Origin of the sequence: Pseudomonas sp. GXM4 (assembly GCF_008923895.1) — a bacterium.
GTDB classification, from domain to species: Bacteria; Pseudomonadota; Gammaproteobacteria; order Pseudomonadales; family Pseudomonadaceae; genus Aquipseudomonas; species Aquipseudomonas atacamensis.
The window spans coordinates 1-22,314 of the sequence record NZ_WBRZ01000065.1; the positions used below are offsets into that span (position 1 = coordinate 1).

Sequence of the window (22,314 nt, forward strand, 5' to 3'; positions counted from 1 at the left end):
CTTGAAAAAGCAAAGTCAAAGTCAAAAGATCGCAGCCTTCGGCAGCTCCTGCATGGGGGTGAACAGTGCATAGAGTGTTGTTCACTATTGTTCATTGTCAATCACCCCGACTGTTCAAAAGTGTTCAGCTGTGAACGCCGCTTGCACCCGTAAACACTGCATCTCAAGACAAATCAACGACTTGCTATTTCTGGCACGAATGTCGCTCTGTTGCTCCGGTCGCTTGACTCCAAAAATAACAAAGGCCGAGCCATGTCACTCACCCTGGAGCACGTCAGCCGTACCGTCGAGGGCCAGATCTGGATCGACGATGCGTGCCTGAAATTCGAACCCGGATCCTTCAACGTTCTGCTCGGGCGTACCCTGTCCGGCAAGACCAGCCTCATGCGCCTGATGGCCGGCCTCGACAAGCCCGACAGCGGCCGCGTGCTGATGAACGGCGTCGACGTTACCCAGCGCCCGGTGCGGCTGCGCAACGTGTCGATGGTCTATCAGCAGTTCATCAATTACCCGACCATGACGGTGTTCGAGAACATCGCCTCGCCACTGCGCCAGGCCGGTATTTCGAAAGAGATCATCCACAGCAAGGTGCAGGAAACCGCACGCATGCTGCGCATCGAGAAGTTCTTGCAGCGCTATCCGCTGGAGCTCTCCGGTGGGCAGCAACAGCGCACGGCCATGGCCCGCGCGCTGGTCAAGGATGCTGAACTGATCCTCTTCGACGAGCCGCTGGTCAACCTCGACTACAAGCTGCGCGAAGAGCTGCGTCAGGAAATGCGCGAGCTGTTCAAGGCCCGCCACACCATCGCCATCTACGCCACCACCGAGCCCAACGAAGCGCTGGCCCTCGGCGGCACCACCACCATCCTGCACGAAGGCCGGGTGATCCAGAGCGGGCCGTCGACCGAGGTCTATCACCAACCGCAATCGGTGCTCGCCGCTGAATTGTTCTCCGAGCCGCCGATCAACCTCATGCCGGGACGCATTGCCGGCAACGAAGTCAGCTTCGCCAACTTCGTACACTTTCCGCTGAACGTCGATCTGCGCCCGGTGGGCGAGGGCGAGTTCCGCTTCGGTGTACGCCCGAGCCATATCTCGCTGGTGCCGAGCAACGATGACGACCTCGAACTGGCGGTGACCGTCGAGGTCGCCGAAATCAGCGGCTCGGAAACCTTCCTGCATGTGCGCAACGAGCACTTTCTGTTGGTGCTGCACTTGCCCGGGGTTCACGAATACGACGTCGATGCGCCGATCCGCATCTATATCCCGACCCACAAACTGTTCGTTTTCGATGCGCAGGGCCGTCTGGTGCAAGCACCGGGCCGGCGTGTCGCGAGGGTTGCCTGATGGCCGAAATCCGTTTGCAGCACCTCGCCCACAGCTACAGCAAAACCCCGAGCGGCGCGGAGGATTACGCGATCCGCGAGATGGATCACGTCTGGGAGCAGGGCGGCGCCTACGCCTTGCTCGGCCCGTCCGGTTGCGGCAAGTCGACCTTGCTCAACATCATTTCCGGCCTGCTCAGCCCGTCCCAGGGCCACGTGTTGTTTGACGGCAAAGCGGTCAACGACCTCACGCCGGAGAAGCGCAACATCGCCCAGGTTTTCCAGTTTCCGGTGGTCTACGACACCATGACCGTGTTCGACAACCTCGCTTTCCCGCTGCGTAATCAGGGCATGGCCGAGGCGAAAGTGCACAGCAAGGTGCAGGAAATTGCCGAAGTGCTCGATCTGCAGAATCTGCTGAGCAAAAAAGCGCGCAATCTCACCGCCGACGAAAAGCAGAAAGTCTCCATGGGCCGTGGCCTGGTGCGCGATGACGTCTCGGCAATCCTCTTCGATGAGCCGCTGACGGTGATCGACCCGCACCTGAAGTGGAAGCTGCGGCGCAAGCTCAAGCAGATCCACGAGCAGTTCAACATCACCATGGTCTACGTCACCCACGATCAACTGGAAGCCTCGACCTTCGCTGACAAGATCGCGGTGATGTACGGCGGTCAGATCGTCCAGTTCGGTACACCACGGGAATTGTTCGAGCGGCCGAGCCACACCTTTGTCGGCTATTTCATCGGCAGCCCGGGGATGAATCTGATCGAGGTGCAGCCGCAGCCCGGTGGCGTCGGTTTCGCCTCAACGCACCTGCCGTTATCCGACGCCTTGCAGCGCCATATCGAGCACGGCCAGTGGAAAAATCTCAAGGTCGGCATCCGCCCCGAGTTCATTCATGTGTGGGACGAGCCGTTTGACGACGCGATGCAGGCCGAAGTCGTACACGTCGAAGACCTCGGCACCTACAAGATCATGACCCTCAACCTCGACGGCGCACCGTTGAAGGTGCGTCTGGCTGAAGACAAACCGGTGCCTCAGGGCACGGCTTACATCAGCTTCCCGGCGCAATGGCTGATGGTCTATGCCGACGAATTTCTCCTGGAAGTCAGCGACGAGGAGGCGCAGCCATGAACAAAGTGCAGAACAACAAGGCCTGGTGGCTGGTGTTGCCGGTGTTCCTGCTGGTGGCGTTCAGTGCGGTGATCCCGATGATGACCGTGGTCAACTATTCGGTGCAGGACATCTTCGACCAGTCCAGCCGCTACTTCGTTGGTGCTGACTGGTACAAGCAAGTGTTGCTTGATCCGCGTCTGCACGACTCGCTGCTGCGCCAGTTCATCTATTCCGCCTGCGTGCTGCTGATTGAAATCCCGCTGGGCATCGCCGTCGCGCTGACCATGCCGACCAAGGGCCGCTGGTCCTCGGTGGTGCTGATCATTCTGGCGATTCCGCTGCTGATTCCGTGGAACGTGGTCGGCACCATTTGGCAGATCTTCGGCCGCGCCGACATCGGCCTGCTCGGTTCCAGCCTCAACGCGATGGGCATCAGCTACAACTACGCGGCCAACACCATGGACGCCTGGGTGACGGTGCTGGTGATGGACGTCTGGCACTGGACTTCGCTGGTCGCGCTGCTGTGTTTCTCCGGTTTGCGAGCAATTCCCGACGTCTATTACCAGGCCGCGCGCATCGACCGCGCCTCGGCCTGGGCGGTGTTCCGCCACATTCAGTTGCCCAAGCTGAAAAGCGTGCTGCTGATCGCGGTGATGCTGCGCTTCATGGACAGTTTCATGATCTACACCGAGCCGTTCGTGCTCACCGGCGGCGGGCCGGGCAATGCCACGACCTTCTTGAGTCAGACGTTGACGCAGATGGCTGTAGGGCAATTCGACCTCGGTCCGGCAGCGGCGTTTTCGCTGGTGTACTTCCTGATCATCCTGTTGGTGTCCTGGCTGTTCTATACCGCCATGACGCACTCCGACGCCAACCGCTGAGGCCCGGCCATGAGCAAGAGAAAGCTTATTCCATTGCTGGTGTACATCCTGTTCCTGCTGGTGCCGATCTACTGGCTGCTGAACATGTCGTTCAAGAGCAACACCGAAATCCTCGGCGGCCTGACGCTTTTCCCACAGGAATTCACGCTGGCGAACTACAAGGTGATCTTCACTGATCCGAGTTGGTACACCGGCTATCTGAACTCGCTGTATTACGTCAGCCTCAACACGGTGATTTCCCTGAGCGTCGCGTTACCGGCGGCTTACGCGTTTTCACGCTATCGTTTCCTCGGCGACAAGCATCTGTTCTTCTGGCTGCTGACCAACCGCATGGCGCCGCCGGCGGTGTTTTTGCTGCCGTTCTTTCAGTTGTATTCGTCGATCGGCCTGTTCGACACGCACATCGCCGTGGCCTTGGCGCACTGCTTGTTCAACGTGCCGCTGGCGGTGTGGATTCTCGAAGGTTTCATGTCCGGCGTGCCCAAGGAGATCGACGAAACGGCCTACATCGACGGCTACAGTTTCCCCAAGTTCTTCGTGAAGATTTTCATCCCGTTGATCGGCTCCGGTATCGGCGTCACGGCGTTTTTCTGCTTCATGTTTTCCTGGGTCGAGCTGCTGCTGGCGCGCACGCTGACCTCGGTCAACGCCAAGCCGATTGCGGCGGTGATGACGCGCACGGTGTCGGCGTCGGGGATCGATTGGGGCGTGCTGGCAGCGGCGGGGGTGTTGACCATCCTGCCGGGCATGCTGGTGATCTGGTTTGTACGCAACCACGTGGCCAAGGGCTTTGCCCTCGGTCGAGTCTGAGGAGCTGATGATGGAATGGATGAGCTGGACGACACCGACCGCCGCGTTCTTCATCGGCATCGGTCTGATTCTGGTGGGCATGACCACCTGGGAATTGCGCTCGCCGAGCATTCTGCGGCGCGGGTTTCTGCCGATTGCCACCACCCGTGGCGATCGCTTGTTTATCGGTCTTCTCGGCAGCGCCTACCTGCATTTGCTGGTAATCGGCGTCACCGACTGGAGCATCTGGGTGGCGTCCGCGTTGTCCCTGGTGTGGCTGTTGGCTGTGATGCGTTGGGGCTAGTCGAATCGTTCGGCAACGCGGCTCCACAACTTAAACAGGAGGTCTCTATGTTCGATAAAAACAATAAGCTGCGACATAGCATTTCATTGGCAGCCATGCTGGCACTCAGCGGTCTGAGCGCATCTGCCTGGGCCGACGCCTACGAAGATGCTGCAAAAAAATGGATCGGCAGCGAGTTCAAGCCCTCGACCCTGACGGCCGAACAGCAGCTCGAAGAACTGAAGTGGTTCATCAAGGCCGCCGAGCCGTTTCGCGGCATGGACATCAAGGTCGTTTCCGAAACCCTGACCACCCACGAATACGAGTCCAAAGTGCTGGCCAAGGCCTTCAGCGAAATCACCGGGATCAAACTTACCCACGACCTGCTGCAGGAAGGCGACGTGGTCGAGAAAATGCAGACGGTGATGCAGTCGGACAAGAACATCTACGACGGCTGGGTCAACGACTCCGACCTGATCGGCACGCACTTTCGCTACGGCAAGACCGAATCGATCACCGACCTGATGGCCAACGAAGGCAAGAATTTCACCTCGCCAACTCTCGACATCAAGGACTTCATCGGCATTTCCTTCACTACTGCGCCGGACGGCAAGATCTATCAACTGCCCGACCAGCAATTCGCCAACCTGTACTGGTTCCGTGCCGACTGGTTCGAGCGCGCTGATCTGAAAGCCAAGTTCAAGGAGAAGTACGGTTACGAGTTGGGCGTGCCAGTGAACTGGTCGGCCTATGAAGACATCGCCAAATTCTTCAGCGAAGACGTCAAGGAAATCGACGGCAAACGCGTCTACGGCCACATGGATTACGGCAAAAAAGACCCGTCGCTGGGCTGGCGCTTCACCGACGCCTGGTTCTCCATGGCCGGTGGCGGTGACAAGGGACTGCCCAACGGTTTGCCGGTGGACGAGTGGGGCATCCGCGTCGAGGACTGTCATCCCGTCGGTTCAAGCGTGACCCGTGGCGGCGACACCAACGGCCCGGCGGCCGTGTTTGCCACCACCAAATACGTCGACTGGCTGAAGAAATACGCGCCACCGGAAGCGGCCGGCATGACTTTCTCCGAGTCCGGCCCGGTGCCGTCGCAGGGCAACATTGCCCAGCAGATCTTTTGGTACACCGCGTTCACCGCCGACATGACCAAACCCGGCCTGCCGGTGGTCAACGCCGACGGCACGCCGAAATGGCGCATGGCGCCGTCGCCTAAAGGCCCGTATTGGGAAGAAGGCATGAAGCTCGGCTATCAGGATGTGGGGTCGTGGACGTTCATGAAATCCACGCCTGAGAAACAGAAACTCGCGGCGTGGCTGTACGCGCAGTTCGTCACGTCGAAAACTGTTTCGCTGAAGAAAACCATTGTCGGTCTGACACCTATTCGCGAGTCGGACATCAACTCGCAGGCCATGACCGATCTGGCGCCGAAACTCGGTGGTCTGGTCGAGTTCTATCGCAGCCCGGCCCGTGTGCAATGGTCGCCGACCGGCACCAACGTGCCCGACTATCCACGTCTCGCTCAGCTGTGGTGGAGCCATATCGCCGAAGCGGCCAGCGGCGAGAAAACACCGCAACAAGCGCTTGATGGCCTGGCCAAGGATCAGGACCGCATCATGGAACGCCTCGAGCGCTCCAAGGCCCAGGCCACTTGCGCACCAAAAATGAACCCGGAACGCGATGCGCAATACTGGTTCGATCAACCGGGCGCACCGAAGCCGAAACTGGCCAACGAGAAGCCGAAGGGTGAAACCGTGAGCTATAGCGAACTGCTGAAATCCTGGGCGGATGCGCGCAAGTGATGTTGGAAATGTAAGGAGAGAACGGCACCGGAAGGTGCCGTTTGCTTTTCTCCCCATTTATTTGAATCGACAGCCGTCTGGCTCCCATATGTACTGTAATGCACGCATTTCGCATACACCGCGATGTCCCTTCAAGGGCTTGAGGGGGATGGAAATCAGCGTTTTACGTTGCGAGCAAATTGAGTCAGCAACTGTTTTTTACTTCGCTCGTATGTGTCTATCGTGTATTGAGCAAGCTCAAAGGGGAACGCCTGCATGTCGACGGGGTAAACTTTGGTATCTCTCTCCGACCAGAGGAAATTATGGTCTTGTACATCCTGGTGATATAGATCCTTTGCTTCCATTTCATCAAACATCTCCAAAAGAGCATTGGCGCCGCTTGCCGGAATGGAACCTTTCTTGATGTCCCCGAGGGGGATGCCATCGAGTTTTATCATCTTTAGATAAATCTGATTATCTTCAATAAGTGCCGTCGCCGAGCCTGCTCCATAGTAAGCATTGAAACCCTCGGCTTCGAATTTTATAGATCCCGGAATACTGTTTTGCTCGTTGAATCCGGTGAACTTTTTATAGACATGTTTTCCGTCGGCGCTCTCGAATATCATTCCTTCACCTCCGCCGGCTATGGCAGGGCTACCACCAATATCATCTGCAATCGGGGTCGACTTATTCTTCAGCGGAGAGTCTGTCAATTGCACTTTTTCCATCATCTCTTGGATGGGGGGGCTTGCGCTCATGACTTGCGAAGACAATGGTGGTGTATCAGGAAATCCAAATCTCGTGCTTTCGTTACTTATCGAATTTTCTGAAAATGGTGTTGATGATTGCGGCGCACGGAAATACTTGATGGTCGCTTTAGCCGGGTACTCTTCATTGACGCCTTCACGAATTCGCCCATCAATGTCGAAATAGGTCAACGGATTGTTTTTCACCATGCTGAACAGATTCAGACCATCAATCACCCCGGCCGGATCCGGATTCAGCCACCGCTGCCAACTGGCCATGTAATACCTGAACCCATAATAATAAAGCCCGGTCGCATCCCGCTCTTTGCCCGAATAGCGCAGCGTTTTATAACTTGCCTCGATTTCGCTGCGTCCGGCAAACCACGCGGTAGTGCCGAAAGGGTGGTATTGCTCCTGACTGATGAGCTGGCCTGTGGTGTCGAGCTCCATGGTGCAGGAACCCAAATGGTCGTTGAGGTTGTAACGCGGCTGATCGTTGTCATTACCTTTGGGCGGTTCGGATTCCCAGTGCAACACCTGCACGCTGCTGCGCCCGGCTCGAACACTGATTATTTGCAGCATTTCCCCCGTACCACTGTGGGTACGGATTTGCAGATTTGGCAGATAACGCACTTCGGCCATCAGCGTTTTAGCGTTGGTCTGTATCAGCCGCATTTTGTGCACGCGCATGCCGTCTGCGGCGTATCGGTATTGCTCGTTATCATCCGAACGGTCTTCACGCAAAACCAGCCGAACTTCACGCAATTGGTTACGCAAGTCCCAGTTGAAAGTCTGTCCTGGTTGCAAGCCAAGCAGATTGCCATTGGCATCGAAGCCGTTGCGCAAATCTTCCTCGCCTGGTTCCAAGCCATCGCGCACCGGCAAGCAGCGGTTACTGTGCTTGGCAGCGAGCAGGCGCTGACCGTGGCGTTGCGGGCCGTTGTGAGTCAATTCGAGCAGATTGCCAGCGCGGTCATAGCGATAGGTCTGGGTGTAATTGGCGATGGCTGCAGGATCTGCAATCAGTGAAAACTTCGATGTCTGACACGCCTCCCAACCCGTGGCCTCGATCAACTGATCGAGACTGTCATAACGGTAGCGGTTGACCGGTTCGATGCGCTGGTTGGCGAAGTATCGAATCGGGAGGGCGGCGTCTTCAACACTCAGCACATTGCCTACCGGGTCGTAGGCATAACGCAAGTCTTGCAGGATGTCGTTGCCGCGCTGGCGTAGCAGACTGATCAGCCTGCCATCCTCGGCGGCGTAGTCGAATGTGGTGAGCACGCCGTTGCCAGCGGTTTCCCGAAGGGTATGTCCTTGGGCATCGTACTGGATGGCGCCGACCAGCGTTTTCGGCGCGGAGCCCTTCAATTGCAGTCCAACCTCTCGCAACTGCCCGTCCACGGTCTGGCTGAAAAGCTGTCGGTGTTCTCTGGCGTCGATTTGTTCGATGATTTCCGAGAGCGGGTTGAAACGCGTGTAGCTCGTGGCGGCATGCGCGTCTTCGAGTAATTTGTCACGCTCGCTGAGCGATACCGGCCAGTCGGGAGAGTCGAATGAGCACAGAAAGCGTCGAGACTGCGTCCGGATTCCACCGGTCAGTCCGAACTGTTCGAACAACTGCGTGCCAGCCGGATCATCATGACGGATGAGCTGCCCGCACTGGTTACGCACGGCAAATGTCGGATCGCTGCCGGCATAAGCATATCGCTCCGCACACAAAGGTGCGCCGTCGCCGGCGTGTTCGAATACCGCCTGTGGTCGCAGCTGTTTGTCATATTCGATGCTGCGCAGGCTGCCCCGGCCATCCCAACCGTGCAGCGGTTGACGCGCCTCGCCCCACAGAGTGACGCGCCATCCGGCATCGACGCTGAGGGTGATCAGCACCTGACCGGTCAGTGAGTAAATGGTCCTGAGGTTGGCGGGGGCTGAGGCATCGGCGAACAATCGTGGATCGCGCTGCGCCACCGGTCGTCCACCAACGTCATGTTGAACCGCGGTGATCCGCGCTTCAGATTCGCTGCCATCTTCGCGCCAGTAGGCGACCTGCCGCACCGGCAAGCCTCGGGAATCCGTGACGCTCAGATGCGGCGTCTGCGCATGCCTGCTCACCTCCCTGTCCACCAGTTGCGTCGTCGTTGTTCCGGCGGTGGGTCAAACAGATCGTTTTCATCGAAGGCGACGTTACACCAGATCCAGTACCAGACTTCCCGGCGCAAAGGTTTCAGCATCGGCGGATTGCCTTGCAGCATTTGTTTCGCCAGTACGGTTTCCGTCGGTCGGCCCACCGCGTCGTAGAACTGCTGGTCGTGAAAAGCATGCTTGCGCATCGAGCGATCATTGATATAACGCGGTTGATCGGCGAAGTAGGGTCGGTAAATCCGCACTGTTTGGCCTTTGTTGTTGTATTCGACTGGCTCGCTGACACGCCAGCGTCGCCGGGCCTCGGCGTCTATCGGTTTGCCATTGTCGTCGAGGACCAGCTCGCCGTTGTCATCGACTTGCCAGGCTACGCCGGGGGGGACCTCCTGTTTGGTCTGCAGGGTACGGCCAAAACCGTCCAGGCAGGCAATGCTGACTCGCACTTGTAGCGCCGGGTCACCTGGGTAGCGGTCGGCCAGCAGGGCCACCGAATACACGGGCTCACGCTGTGCCGCAGCGATTTGCTGTTGCAGCACGGTTTCGTTCGGGTCGGGATTTTCCAGCTTGGCAACGTATTGCCAGGCGCGGTCGCAAAGGTGTCCGTCGGGCAGGATGAAACCCTGATTTTTCGCCCAGGCCAACCACTCGGGGGAGGGCGGGGACGAACGGGAGATGCGTCCCATCCAGCTGAAGGTGTCCCAGAAACTGGCGCTGGCGAAATTGCCAATCGCTTGTTTCGGATTGGCGATGGCTATGGCCGGGTCGCGGTCTGCGGGCGGGATGTAGGTTTGTAGCGGGTCAAAACCCACCGGCTCTCCAAGTTCGGTGCCATGGAAACTGCTTACCAGCGGTTCACCGAAGGCGTTATAGCGTGCTTCTTGCAGGTTGCGGTTGGCATCTTCGATGGTCGCAGGGAGGAAGGTGCGGTAATCCACGTCCAGGCTGCGGGTAGTGCAACCGTCCGGTAAGGTCACTGCGGTGGTCACACACCAATACGCGTCGTAGGTAATCAGGGTTTCACCGTGACTGCGGGTTTCACGGTATTTCTGCACGTTATGAAAGCCGTCAAGTGTGTGGTAGGTAGGGAACCCTCTGTGCACTGACCACAGATAATTCTTCGCGTCGTCAGGGTCGCCAGTCGGAGCGTGGTCTTGCTCGGGCAAAAACAGCGGCATGATGTGGTAACCCACCTCTGGCGATTCGAGTTTTTCTTTCAGGTTGAAGGGCATGCTGCCATCCACCGCGAGTTTGTCGTAAGCGCTGAGCGCGACAGCATCCAGTTCGGCCGTCTCCATGTAGGCGGGCAAGCCTTCGAAAGTCGACGCGCCCGGATCCAGGGTTGCACCGCTGCGAGGGTCGATGTAGCGCTGCAGCGTCAAAGCAGACAACACCGCGTGCTGCGCCCATTCGCCATCGTCGCGGCCCATTTGCAAGATGTGTTCATGATGGATCGTTGCGGCACTCAGCGCCGCTTTTTCCAGCACCAGAGAATTGCTGCGCAGGCGGCAGGACAATCCAAGGCGCCAAGCCTCGTTATTGGGCAAATGAATCGGTTCTGACTTGAGCTGCGTCAGGTACCATTTTTGTTGCGCATCGTCATGAGCATCCTTCCACCAGTTCTGGTGATGCTCCTCGTTGAACGGCGGCGTATCGCTGCTGGTCTTGCGTCGTGGGTAGTTGACACTGAACGCGTGCACTACGGTCCCGTATTGATCCCATTCCAGATTCAACTGGTGCTGGCACATTGGATCGTCGGCGATAGCGGGTTCGTATTGGTAATTGATGGATTCCACCTCCAAAGGCAATATCACCGCGTAAGGCTGATGCTTGCCCTTGGGACGCAATACCCGCGCGCCATAGCGATGTTCCTGAACCACGTATGGCACGGCGGTCGCGGGATCGTCATCGGCAGCATGGATTTCCGAGCGCATTACCCGGCCGCTCAGCGTGCGAGCGATCTCCCGGGCGCTGTCGTCATCGGCTACGGTAAAGGGTTGCGCGAGGCGATCATTGAAGTGGTAGTTCTGCAGCAGTGAGGGTCTGAGATCGATTGCCTCCGCGTCGCGGGTGTAATACCCGGCCCTCGGCGGGTCGATGGTTTCGCCGGTATGAAACCAGGTCTTGCTGAGGATCGGCGCTGTGAACCCCGCCGTCGCACGTTCGGCGGCCGACGCTTCGGTGTCGCTTTGCAGTAGCAGGCGGAAACCACGGAACTCGCGCTCGAAACGATCGTAGTAACCGCCCCGGTATTTGAAACTCTGACTCAAGGTGGTGCGGGAAATCTCATCGCATTGGGTTTGCCGGCTGACCAGGTGCATCGCCATTGGCAACGAGGAAACCGGTCTGGCGACACCGGCCGCCTGCAACTCTTGTTTTTCGTCCAGCCATTCCTGAGCGGAGCTGCGGTAGTCCACACCAGTGCTGGCGCCCATGTTGTTGCAACTGCGGTTGAGCAGATACGGCTTGGCTTGGACAAAGTCGTAGCGCCAGTGCTCTGGCGACATGTGCGGTAGCGTCACGACCAGGCTGGCGCAACCCAGGCCTTGCAGATCCGCGCTGCTGACCTGCCACAGCGGGTCGTAGGAATGGCCTTCGGGCCAGGACAGGTCGACGGAGGTCTGTTGAAACCCGCTGCCGGCATGGTTCATGAACACGCGCAGGCGCTCGGTTTCGAGATAGATCAGATCAGCTGCACCCGAACCGTCGAGATCAGCGAGCAAAACCTGTGACGCATTGAATTCGCTGTCATCGAAGGGCAGGGGGCACAGCACGAAGCCCTTGCCGAAGCGGCCACGGCCAAGATTCGGCCAGCATTTGACTTCGTTATGACGGATGCGTACCAGATGTTGCTGGCCGCTGCCGAGCACATCGGCGAACGCGACGATTTCGCTCGGGCTATTGCTGAGGACAGGCAGGTCATCGTGATCGCCAGAGGCATTTTCCTCTTTATGTGGTACGTCAATACCGTCGGCGAAACCTGCCGCGCGACGGTTGGCGTACAAGCGAACACTGCGCGGCCCGATCAGTGCCAGGTCGCTAAGACCATCGCCTACCAGATCGCTGATCTGTGCCATCGGGTGGAAAAACTCACCGGGAAACGCATCGAATGTCATGAAGCCGGACCAGCTACGATCCGGGTCAAGGGTGAAAAATCCGCACATGCCTGGCGTGGCGAGCACCCAGTCGAGCTTGCCGTCGCCGGTGAGGTCAGTCAGGGACTGGCGCACCGCCTTGCCATGGTCGGCAGGCGGTATTTGCTCAAGGCGTTGCCAGTCGCTGTAGCTAACGTCTTCACTGCCAGTTTCACCGCGCAGCGGCTCGCGGTAATACCAGCCCTGGTCATATCGACAGAGCACACCCGCCAGGCCCTCACCGTACAGGTCGACCAACTGATATTGATGACTATCGTTGAGCCCGGGCATGGCCGGGAATTCTTTCCAGCCCTGCGGTTGCGAGACGAGGTCGAACGTGTTGTAAGTGAACTCCATTGGCGGTCGGCTTTCGATCTGGCCGAGTCCGTCGTACGCCTGCTGATGAGCCGCGCTCAGGTGGTTGTAGCCCAGCGCACTGAGGCGATATTGCAGGAGCAGGCGTTGTACCAGAACCGGATCGTCACCCAACTCCTTGGGGAAGTGATGAAACATCAGCACTTGTCGGCACAGACGTCGATTACCCAACTCGAAACCGTAGGCATAGATCCAGTAAGGATCGCTGCGCTCGGGCCATGGTTGTTGTTCATTGAATGTCGGCACTTGTTCAAGGTCGGTGCTGCGCTCGCCATAGTCGAACACCAGTTGAAAGTGCCATAACTGTTTTTCCCAGCTGCCGGGGTCCCAGGCGTACAGATGCGCGCAGGCTTTTTCGTTGCCGTAACACACTCGTTTGAGATAGCGCTGAGCGCGGTAGTCGCGATACTGCGGAGCCACTGGCAGCTCGGTTTCCGCTTTGTACTCGTAGATGATGTGTTCGCCGCGGGTATTGAGGCTTTCTTCGATCAGCCAGACGCCCACACGCTGCGGGTCGCAAGGGTCGACCCGGCGTGAATTGGTTGTGCTGCCATAGATATGCAGGCTGCCGTCGGCACGGTGAATCAGCCAGAAGCCGGGTTTGTCGGTCTCGTTCGACCAATGTTCGATCAAGGCGAAAGCACCCTCGGTCCGTGGCCAGTGGCGAACGACGTCATACGCTGTCGTCAGGGGTAAGCCGTTGTAATCCTCAGCGGTGCGGGAAATCAGTTCGCCGGTGCTCTCATTGCGTTCGGGCATCCAGACATCGCCGTCAGGTCCCACGATCTGGTCAGTGCCGTCATAAGTCGGCACGCCTTTGACCGTGCGCAGGGTCACCGCGTCAACCGTCAACTGCCAGCCAAGTCCGCAAGGGCTGTTGCCCGTACCGCTGCTGTAAACGAGACCCAGCGGCGGGATAAAACCGCGCCCCAGGGAAATCGGCAACGGCAGTTCCAGCGACGCAGTGCCCTTGGTACCTACGCCGGCCGATCCCTTGCCGATGCTCTGGATAGCACCGCCGCCCTTGGGCAGGCTGGGGGTGTTGATCTGCATTGTCGATGGTTGCGGCTGCTGTTGTTCGCTCATAGCGAACCGCCTTCACATCTGGCGGTGTAGCACACATGCAGGATGATGTTGGAAAGGCGCTTGAGCATGGCCTCCTGGTCAGCATAGTTGGGAAATGTCAGGCTCCAGCGTGAGATTGCCCCGGTGTACTCGAATGGCAGATAGCGTTCATCCTGGAAGTTGAGCTGAAACATGCCGTTGTCTTCCAGTGATGAAGACAGGGCAATCTGCTGGCTCACCCGCAGGTTGTCCTTGGCGTTGCCTGGCGTTGAGGCCATTTCAACTTTGCTGTAGGTCTGTTTCAGCACCGCTCGGATATCTTGATAGGGCCCGAGGATAGCCGGTAGCGTTACGCTGATAGTCTTGATCCGACGCAGATAATGATTTTGCCCGGCGTAATCATCGTCGAACATTTTCTGAGTCAGTTCGAACTCACACGTGCCGTTGCTGAGCAGCGATGATTTGATGTCTGCCCACGTTTTATTGATGGTTGAACTCGGGTCCTTGGCCATCAAATCCTGCAGTGACACGGTTTTCCTGATTTCCAGATCGCGGCGGTTGTGCTGCATGTACTGGCTGTACATTTGTTGCAGGCTCATCTTCAACTCTTCCCCGGCGCCGAGGCCGCGGTAGGTGGCATTCCATGCGCCTGGATGGACGAAGGTCTGAGTGAAATTGCCCATTTCGTATTGCCAGCAGGCTTCGGCGGCCTGGCACAGCGATTGTGCGGTGGTGAAGGCGGTGTGGTAGAAACCGGCGAATTTGCTGTTGAGCCAATCGTAGGTCTGTGATCGGCTGAAGCGGTTGTTGCTCAGCAGGAAGTCATGGGTAGCCCTGGCCTGCTCCAGAGCAGTTTGCGCCTGTCGCAGCTGCAGTTGGCTGGCTTTGTGTTGTTCTTCGTAGACGGCGATTTGCGCCTTGATCTGGTCGGCCTCAAGTTTTGCCTGGTCGCGGGCGTGGGTCCATTCCTGGGTGCGACGCCGATATTGTTCGATTCGCTCCATGGTTTGGCCTGCGGCATAGGCCAGTTGCGACCACGTTTGTGCATGGGACGCAAAGCTGAGAGCTGCCCCCTCCAGGCGTGCACCACCAACTGCCATGCCGACTATGTTGGGGGCTACTGTCAATGCGTGACCGACTCCCTGAGCAATGATTGCTGCGGTCTGGCCGAGATTTCCTGCCAGGTAAGCGGCTCCCGTAGCGATTTCCAGCGGGCTGACACCCTCTTTCAACAGTTTCTCGTAATAACCGACACGTCCCGTAATCAGGTCCTGACTCGCCAGCAACGCCTCCTTGTTTTTTTCGTCAATCTTGCCGGCCTGAACCTGTATATCCACTGCCATCTTCGCCAGGTTCCACGCCTGTTGCTGTTGCAATTCCAGATATTGCGCTTGCTCCTTGCGTTCGATAAGCGACATTAGCGTTGAACCGAACTGGATCACGCTGTCCACCGCGTTCTGCGCCAAGGCGAACATGAAACTGAAGCGGTAATCGGGGATTTGCGGATTCAACAGACGGCTGAGCGCCGCACCCGACAGGCCCTGGCCCCATGCGGCGAGCAACGCCCGCGGATCCAGCGGCGTGGCGAACAACGGCAGGTTCAGGGGCGTGCCGGCCATGTCGAGATTATGCCGCAGGTTGTACAAACGGCTCTCGGCGCGCTCCCAATGCATGATCAGTTCGGGATTGAAGGGGCGACGCAGATATTCGATATCAACGCTCGTCAGTAACGGGTCATCGCCCTTTGGCAGCAGGCATAGCAAGGGCGCCGACTCGCAGGCCGCAGCCTTGCCGATGCGCAGTGGCGGGTGTTGCTGAAGCTGCTGTTGCGTGGCGATCAGGCGCTGCTCGAAGTCACGCAATTGCGCATTTTTCGACGAACTCAATTCGTCGAGCGTGAGCGGCGACCAATCGTCGACCTGGCGCACATCCGGGCGCGGCCCCAGCAGGTCCATGATGTGCACGTAGCGCAACTTGGCCTCGGCCAGTCCATCCGGTGTCAGCTCGGCGTACGCCAGATCAGCCTGGCGGCTCTCGATCTCGATGAACAGTTTCCACAGCGCCTTGCGAAAATGCACGGGAAAACTCAGGGCAATCTGATGCGGATCGTCCGGGTACAGGATGCTCAGGCTGGGGTCGACCGGGCCAGGCCACACGGGTAATTCCAGCGGCACGGCCTGCCAGTAACCGGGGTGCCCCGGTTCGGCACTCTGTCGTGTCGGGTCATATAGATAGGCCAGCCACTGTTTCGCCTGATCGTACTGCTGCTCTTCGTTCAAGCGATAGGCCACCAGCCATGGCAAGTACAGAAACAGCTCGAGGAAATACAGATAGTAGGCGCCCGAGAAATCCATGGCTTGCGATCCCTGACCATCAGGGATGGGTGGTTCTGTGCGCTGGGTCTGTGTTTCCCAGCTTAGCAAGGGGGCCATACCGTTCTCGGCAAGGTTGATCAATTGCCGCGCAAAAGTGCTGTTCATGCGCACAGGCGCACGGAATGACTTTTCAGGTTGGCCCCCATCGCTGTACTCGATGCTGGAGCCGCTGAAGTCAATGAATTGGGCTGTGCCCAGCGAGGGATTGTCATCGTTGCTGATGCGCGGCGCGATCTGGTGTTCGGCTTCGAGTGCCTCCCCCCAGGTAATCGATAGCGCTTTCAGAGCTCCGCCGACGGGTGTGTAGCCGATCGGACTGTCTCTATGGATCAAGACGCCATACACGAAAGGGATTTTCAGCGCTGCATCGGACTCAGGCCACTCGACCGGCCAGCCGTCGGGCAGATGTCTGACCTTGTCCAGAATCATCATATATCCGCCGCCGCCGTTGTTTTGGTTCAAGCTTTCAACGACGCCCGAGGTATATAAACGACGTATCTGCTCAAGCGATTCAGGAAATTCATCCACCTGTACGTCCAGAGGATGTCCTATGAACAGCTGATATCCGTAAGCCTCGAAAATGTGGTTACGAATGCTCGGTAGCAGACTGGTTGTAGAGCTTTCACCTCCTTTGGGGCTTCGCCAAACGTCGCCGACGTGGATGCTGTTCGGGTTATCCCGCAGCAAACCAAGTATGTCCGAGCCCGCGACTTTGCCCGCGAGGGAAACGGTGCCACCCGGCTGTATGCGCGGGACGGTAAATTCCGTTCGGTTGTTGCTGTCGGAATCCGAAATCAGGCTTCTGATGCTGTCTGGAAAACCTCTGAAGCAATACGCTGTGTCCTGCATGTTCATGAATTCACCGACAGACGTGATCTCCGAGCCCTCAAGCAAGGTGCGCCAGCGACTTTCAGCTGTGTGATTGAACACCAGGGTCAAGTGAAAGAGTTCTTTGTCGTCAGCGCTGCCGATAGAAAATTTCAGCGTAGTGACATCTGGAAATCGCTCATCGAGTCTGAGCACCAACTCGAGGCTGGACCGGCCTGGTCGATAGTCAAGGTCGGTACCTTCGCGCATGGTCGCGATGCGCGATTGCCAGCCATTGAAGTTCCAGGTCGGTTTGTCTGCGTGCGGTACTTCGTGTTCTACAGCGCCGAACACAGGTGTAGTGGCGGGCAGCCAATATTGAAAACGTCCAGCAGCTTCCGGTTTAGCGAAGATGTGGCCTATGAGTCGTACGTGCTGTTCGCTTTTTTCGAAGATCCCGGCGGACGACGCTGGGATCATATTGCCGGCTGTTACTACGCCGGATGAAGGAAACAGTGGCGTCACATTGAAGTTCTTGTCGATTTGTATCGTACGCAGAAAATCGTATTTGTCGTTGTTGTGATCATCGCCGCCCTGGTACCCCGAATACATCAGGACTTTCATGGAGTCGGGCGAAGTCGAGTGGTCATACACCGCGATGGTCTGGGTTTGTTCAGCGATTTCTTCCAGAGGTTTCGCGACCAGCGTCTCTGTCTTGCAATAACTCTCGATATAGACCCGCGGAGTGCTCCAGGTGTCGTCGTATTTTTTGTAGCTGGCGTATAGACGGAACCTGGGATTGACCTTGACGCTCGGGTCAGCCTAGCCCGTGACCGGTGACTGTGTGGCGGTTGCATCCTGGAGTTCCAGCTCGGCCCAGATCACGAACAGTCTGTTATTGAACCAGCACGGGCGAACGGTGTGCTCCAGCGCTTTTTCCGAAATGGGCACATTGGCTTTTTGCCAATCCGACCAGGCACTGGGCAGCGGCTTGTCAAATTTTTCCGGGACCTCTTCTGGTTTCCCCGCAGGTACTTTTACCGCGCGCTGAGACATGTCGAGTGAGCGCCAGTACCAGGCATTTTCGGCCGGAGATTTGCCGATGAAATAATAGGTGCTATTGGCAAAGTCTTCGCCGTCGATGTAGCCATTGCAGATTTTCAGATTGGCGACTTCTTCGAACCGGGCAAGGTAAGCCAGCACGGCGGTCTGTACGGTTTCTGGCTGTATTTGCGCCTGGTTGAGATCGTTCTCCAGTTGCTCGAAACTGGCGCTCTTGGTCAGGCGCAGGGTCGGGTCCAGATAGATGTCCGGGGAGCTCCGCAACTTCTGGAGAGCGCCCCAGATCGAGTAGCGATTGAGGCCATCGCGCCAGGTTCGGGTCTGTAGCGGAGTGAAGCTGTCATCGATGTAACCGGGTTCCAGGCTGAGCATCATGCTGTTGATTTGCTGCTGATAACTGGCGATGGCACAAGCCACAGGACTGGTTGGCACATTCTGGCTGACCAGTACGTCCAGCAACCAGAATTCATAAAGGTCGTTGGCGGTCTTGATCCTTTGAGCCAGCCCTTGCTCGATCAGGTAGGGATCGTTGGGTACGGCTTCGTGCAGGTACAGGGCTAGCATCGCGTCACGCAGTGCTTCGTTGAGAGGCGCGTCGAAGGCAGTTGTCATGATCGTTCCTTAACCATTGTCACGTGAAGGGTCAGCGGAAGAGTGGGCGGCCATGACTGCCTCACCGACGGCTTTCCAGGCCTGCAGATCGCTTTGGTCGCCCAGCGCGGTGGCTTGCAGTAGCGTCCCGGCAGATAAGCCGCTGGTCTGACAAGCGGCCTGGCAACGACGCACCCAGTCAACGTGAGCCATCGAGGTGGCGCAGTCAGCGGGGAGGGTGCTGGTCAGCGCGATGATTTGCGCTTGCGGCCACTCCAGCAAACGCGCAAGGGCAGCATTGGCCGTTTCACTGGCGAGCTGGCGCAGGGCCTTGTTTTTCAATCGGGCCTTGGCTGGATTGGCGCTACTGAAATAACTCAACAGGCTGTCTTCGGAATGGCTCTGGCTGTGGAACCAGTCACTGAAGCGTTCGAGCAGATAGAGATCGGAAAGTGACGGCATGCTGTTGCTGCCTTCCTCGTATTCAGGACCACCCAGCCACATCGGATTGATCACGAACAAGCGCAGAGCGCTATTGCTCAGACGTAGTTCTCTGACGATCTCGGCGTGGCGAGCTACCCGTTGATAATCCTCGATCAACGCTTGGGGCAGAGGGGTCTTGAGCGCTTGCAGCAAGAGGCTGTAGGGCGTGCCCCAGGCCCAGTGGATGACGGCCCGGCAGCAATCCGGCGCCAGCTTGGCGGCTTCCTGGAACAGCCCTTCGAGCAACTGCGCCTGCCGGTCATGTACGTCGAGTAGAAACTTGACGAGCTTGTCTGCACAAGCATCTTTGACAGGCTGAGTCAGACCGAGACCCTTGAGCGCTTCAACGACATCGCTCTGTAACCAGGCAACGGGTTCATCCACCAGGGTCAGCGGGCGGTCAAGGCCAGACAGCAGGCCATCCGCATTGATCAGCCTGTGTTCGATCAGTAACTGGAACCAGTCGATTTGTCCTCGCTTGCGTTTGCCATCGCTCTGCAGCGGCAGGCCCAACGCATTTATCTGGGCCTCGGTCACCAGGCTCCGGCGCGTATCGCTTTGCAGCCTGGTGAGACGCGCCCGCAACTCATCGGGCAGGGGAGCTTGCTCAGCCAATCTGATCTGTTGATCATTTTCCGGCTCTTCGTGATTTGGCGGGGCATCGATGCCCAGGCGTTGCAATACCTGAGTCACGGTCTGCTGACTGTCTTCGAGCCAGGTGAAAGCCCAATCCAGTTGCATCAGCACATCGAGGATGTCCGGATTTGCCGCTGTGGACGGTGCACTCAAGCGGCCGCTGGCGAGTGCGGTTTTGTACGACGAGCCTCCGAGAAGTCCCGCCAATGCCAGCAACTCTTCGACCGAGTGCCCGAACAACCTGGCGATCCGTGCCTGGCGGTACAGCGAGGAAATGGTTGGCAAGTCACGCTTGAGCGTGCCCACATGCTTTTCGGTCTGCCGGGCAATCAACAGAAGAGAGTCTTCGGTGGGCTGCACACCGAGCCCGGCACATAGTTGCAGCAGGGTTTTCTGCGTTGCGGCATCGAGGGAGATCAAATCGATGGGCGTTTGATCGAGAATCAGCGGTGTGTCGAAAAGTTGCACGCGGTTGAACACTTGATCGAACAACGGCATCGCGTCCTTGCCACTGGCATAGGGGCTGAGGTCGTGCATCAGCGCCGCGAACTCTTCAGGTTCGATGCTGTAGCGTCGGTTCAGGTAACGATAGACGCCCAGCGCACGCAAGGTATTTTCGTTCAGCTCCATGCCAAGGTTGGTTTCGCCCTCGGCGCGGATGGCACTGCAGATCAATGTGTCGAGTCTGGCGAAAGGAATGCCGCTCCAGCGTTGCAGGCGGATCATCCGTTGCAGGCGATCGAGACGATCAAGTGAGGTTTTGGTCAGACGCCATTGTTTGTTGTCGCCCGACGCTATCCGTTCCAGTCCTATGGCGTGGTCTGACTCATCGCTCAGGCCTGTTTCCGGGCCCGGTTCCGGCGCGTTGTCGGACAGTTCAGCACCGGGACCGATGCCATTGACGTAGCAGGCACCGTAGTGATTTGGAAAAGGCCCGGTCTGGGGGCCAATCCTGTTCGGGGCCGGCTGCAGGTATGGACAATGGGGCGACAACCGCACCGCAAAGCTGCGGCGGGCTACAAGCTGCTCGACCTGTTCAGCGTTGAGGCCAGTGTGTTGCATAAAGTCAGTCAGCAGGGTCAGTTGCTGCACAGGCGAATCGCTGGTGACTTCGACACCGTAGTTGCTTTTGAAAAAGTTCTTTTCTGTGGTTGTCAGGCTGTACTGGTCATCCAGCGTAAAGGCGAAGCGCTGTCTGGCCAGACGGACCGGTTGGTCCACGGTCCCGGTGGCAGTGATCAGATCGAATCTGGCTGTGTATCCCTGCTCCGTCGGCGGGGGAAGGCTGGCAGCCTGGAAATGCACAATGATGGGTTTATCTATCGCAGCGTGCAGATGATTTACCAGCCAGCCAGTGCCGGTGAGGTCCGGCACGTTAGAGCTCAGATCGATACTGGCTGGCACGGTCTTGTCGTCTTTGCGAAAGGTCAGTGAAACAACGGTTTTTGCGCCGCCTTGATCTGTTGGTGCGTCCGCTGGCGGAGTCGCGGTCACGTCATCAGGCTGTCCTGACAGCAGCAAGTAACACCTGCTCCGTGTGGTATGTGGCCGCAGGTAGGCGGTGAGGGGGCTTTGCCAGCCGTCGAGGAGATTGCTGCGTGTCAGATAAAAATGGCTGAAGACCGGGGGGGCGATCAGCAATTGCTGTTGTTGTGGGCTCAACCCGCACAGCATCCGTTGTGCCTGTAGCACCGGATGCTGCAATTTCCCATAGTCGTTGATTGCCACCTGTTTGATCGGTAGCAACAGACTGGCTCGATAATTCAACTCGCCCAGATACGGCTTTTTATCCGCTAGCCCCAGTTGGCATTGGTGATGATAGAAGTTGTAGGGCAGTTCGAAGGGGTAGCTGCGTTCGGCCAGTGCCTGATGGGTGGATTTGCTTCTGTCGGGAAGATTGCCATCCAGATAAGTGCGCAGATGACTTTCCAGTACCTGCATGACAATTTCCAGCATTGGCCTCGGGGTAAAGGTGCTCTCCTGGGTGATCAGCAGGTCCTTCAGGTCAGGACGGCGTGTATCCATCAATAGTCGCTTGGGATCCTCACTGGTGGCTTCCAGTTGCAGGGAAAATCTCCGAAGTTCAGTCAGATAGGCCACCGGACTGTCGTTGGCAGCAATGGCTCCGACCTTGGTGAACTCATCCCAGTTCTCATTGAACATGCGTTGATAAGTAGCGCCCAGCGAAACCAGCGAGCTCACGCCATTGCGTTGAGCCAGTTGCTGCATCGCGCCGGAAGAGGTCTGGTATTCCCGATACAGGCGCGCAATCAGTGCCGCATACTTCATTGCATTGTCGTAAGCCCCATCGGCGTTCGCATCGCTGTATCGCGCGAGCTGTCGAGCGAACGCTGCTTTGGATAGACGGACAATATCGAAGACCGAGGTGAAACCCATTTGCTGCATGGCGGTGGGGAAGTCGCTGCGGTCTTTTTTCAAAGATTCATCAGGTTTCACGAGAGCATTCAACAATCTGTTGTTATCGGCCATGACGATGGATCTCCTGCTAAAAGGGTAACGGCCCGTAAAGAGGTCGCACAGGAGCAAGCTAACGGTAAATGCTTGTGACGTAACCTGTCAGAGCTGACAGTTGCCGGCGGTCTTATTAGAACAAGTTGCTATGAGTAATATTCTTTTTGGATCTATTGTCTTGCTCTGTTTCTTATGTCGAATCAGACGTTTGACTTTGAATAATAAGTTCTAATTTGTCTAAGCGG

At 57.6% G+C, this 22,314-nt stretch carries 11 protein-coding genes; 6 read left to right on the forward strand and 5 right to left on the reverse strand.

What is annotated here, in order from left to right:
• Positions 1-252: 252 nt before the first annotated feature.
• Genes F8N49_RS11120 through F8N49_RS11145 form a run of 6 tightly spaced genes read left to right on the forward strand, consistent with a single transcriptional unit; the run spans position 253 to position 6,205 of the window.
• Positions 253-1,347 (forward strand): ABC transporter ATP-binding protein, encoded by a 1,095-nt coding sequence (locus F8N49_RS11120; protein ID WP_016775291.1) that lies wholly within the window; start codon positions 253-255, stop codon positions 1,345-1,347.
• Positions 1,347-2,459, forward strand: coding sequence for an ABC transporter ATP-binding protein (locus F8N49_RS11125; RefSeq protein ID WP_073471307.1), 1,113 nt, complete (start codon positions 1,347-1,349; stop codon positions 2,457-2,459). Before F8N49_RS11120 ends, F8N49_RS11125 begins: the two co-directional genes overlap by 1 nt.
• Positions 2,456-3,322 (forward strand): carbohydrate ABC transporter permease, encoded by an 867-nt coding sequence (locus F8N49_RS11130; protein ID WP_007912484.1) that lies wholly within the window; start codon positions 2,456-2,458, stop codon positions 3,320-3,322. Before F8N49_RS11125 ends, F8N49_RS11130 begins: the two co-directional genes overlap by 4 nt.
• 9 nt (positions 3,323-3,331) lie before the next feature.
• On the forward strand, positions 3,332-4,132 hold the full coding sequence (locus tag F8N49_RS11135) for a carbohydrate ABC transporter permease (protein ID WP_041477086.1): 801 nt from the start codon (positions 3,332-3,334) through the stop codon (positions 4,130-4,132).
• A gap of 10 nt (positions 4,133-4,142) precedes the next feature.
• Positions 4,143-4,415, forward strand: a complete 273-nt coding sequence (locus F8N49_RS11140) for a DUF2160 domain-containing protein (RefSeq protein ID WP_038861868.1) — start codon at positions 4,143-4,145, stop codon at positions 4,413-4,415.
• A gap of 47 nt (positions 4,416-4,462) precedes the next feature.
• Positions 4,463-6,205: an ABC transporter substrate-binding protein gene (locus F8N49_RS11145; protein WP_016775286.1), complete on the forward strand. Its 1,743-nt coding sequence runs from the start codon at positions 4,463-4,465 to the stop codon at positions 6,203-6,205.
• A 155-nt stretch (positions 6,206-6,360) separates the two neighbouring features.
• Here F8N49_RS11145 and F8N49_RS11150 read toward each other — a convergent pair whose 3' ends face one another.
• The 5 genes from F8N49_RS11150 to F8N49_RS11165 all read right to left on the reverse strand — a co-directional run bounded on the left by F8N49_RS11150 (position 6,361) and on the right by F8N49_RS11165 (position 22,144).
• A complete protein-coding gene (locus tag F8N49_RS11150) occupies positions 6,361-9,042 on the reverse strand; it encodes an RHS repeat domain-containing protein (RefSeq protein WP_151551432.1) in 2,682 nt (893 codons plus the stop codon).
• Positions 9,039-13,664, reverse strand: a complete 4,626-nt coding sequence (locus F8N49_RS11155; RefSeq protein ID WP_151551434.1) for a SpvB/TcaC N-terminal domain-containing protein — start codon at positions 13,662-13,664, stop codon at positions 9,039-9,041. Before F8N49_RS11155 ends, F8N49_RS11150 begins: the two co-directional genes overlap by 4 nt.
• Positions 13,661-17,449 carry an efflux RND transporter periplasmic adaptor subunit gene (locus F8N49_RS11160; protein WP_256675425.1) on the reverse strand — a complete coding sequence of 1,263 codons (3,789 nt, stop codon included), beginning with the start codon at positions 17,447-17,449 and terminating at the stop codon, positions 13,661-13,663. Before F8N49_RS11160 ends, F8N49_RS11155 begins: the two co-directional genes overlap by 4 nt.
• A gap of 198 nt (positions 17,450-17,647) precedes the next feature.
• Positions 17,648-18,499: a neuraminidase-like domain-containing protein gene (locus tag F8N49_RS28280; RefSeq protein WP_256675426.1), complete on the reverse strand. Its 852-nt coding sequence runs from the start codon at positions 18,497-18,499 to the stop codon at positions 17,648-17,650.
• Between the two features lie 9 nt (positions 18,500-18,508).
• On the reverse strand, positions 18,509-22,144 hold the full coding sequence (locus F8N49_RS11165) for a Tc toxin subunit A (RefSeq protein ID WP_256675427.1): 3,636 nt from the start codon (positions 22,142-22,144) through the stop codon (positions 18,509-18,511).
• Positions 22,145-22,314: the final 170 nt, after the last annotated feature.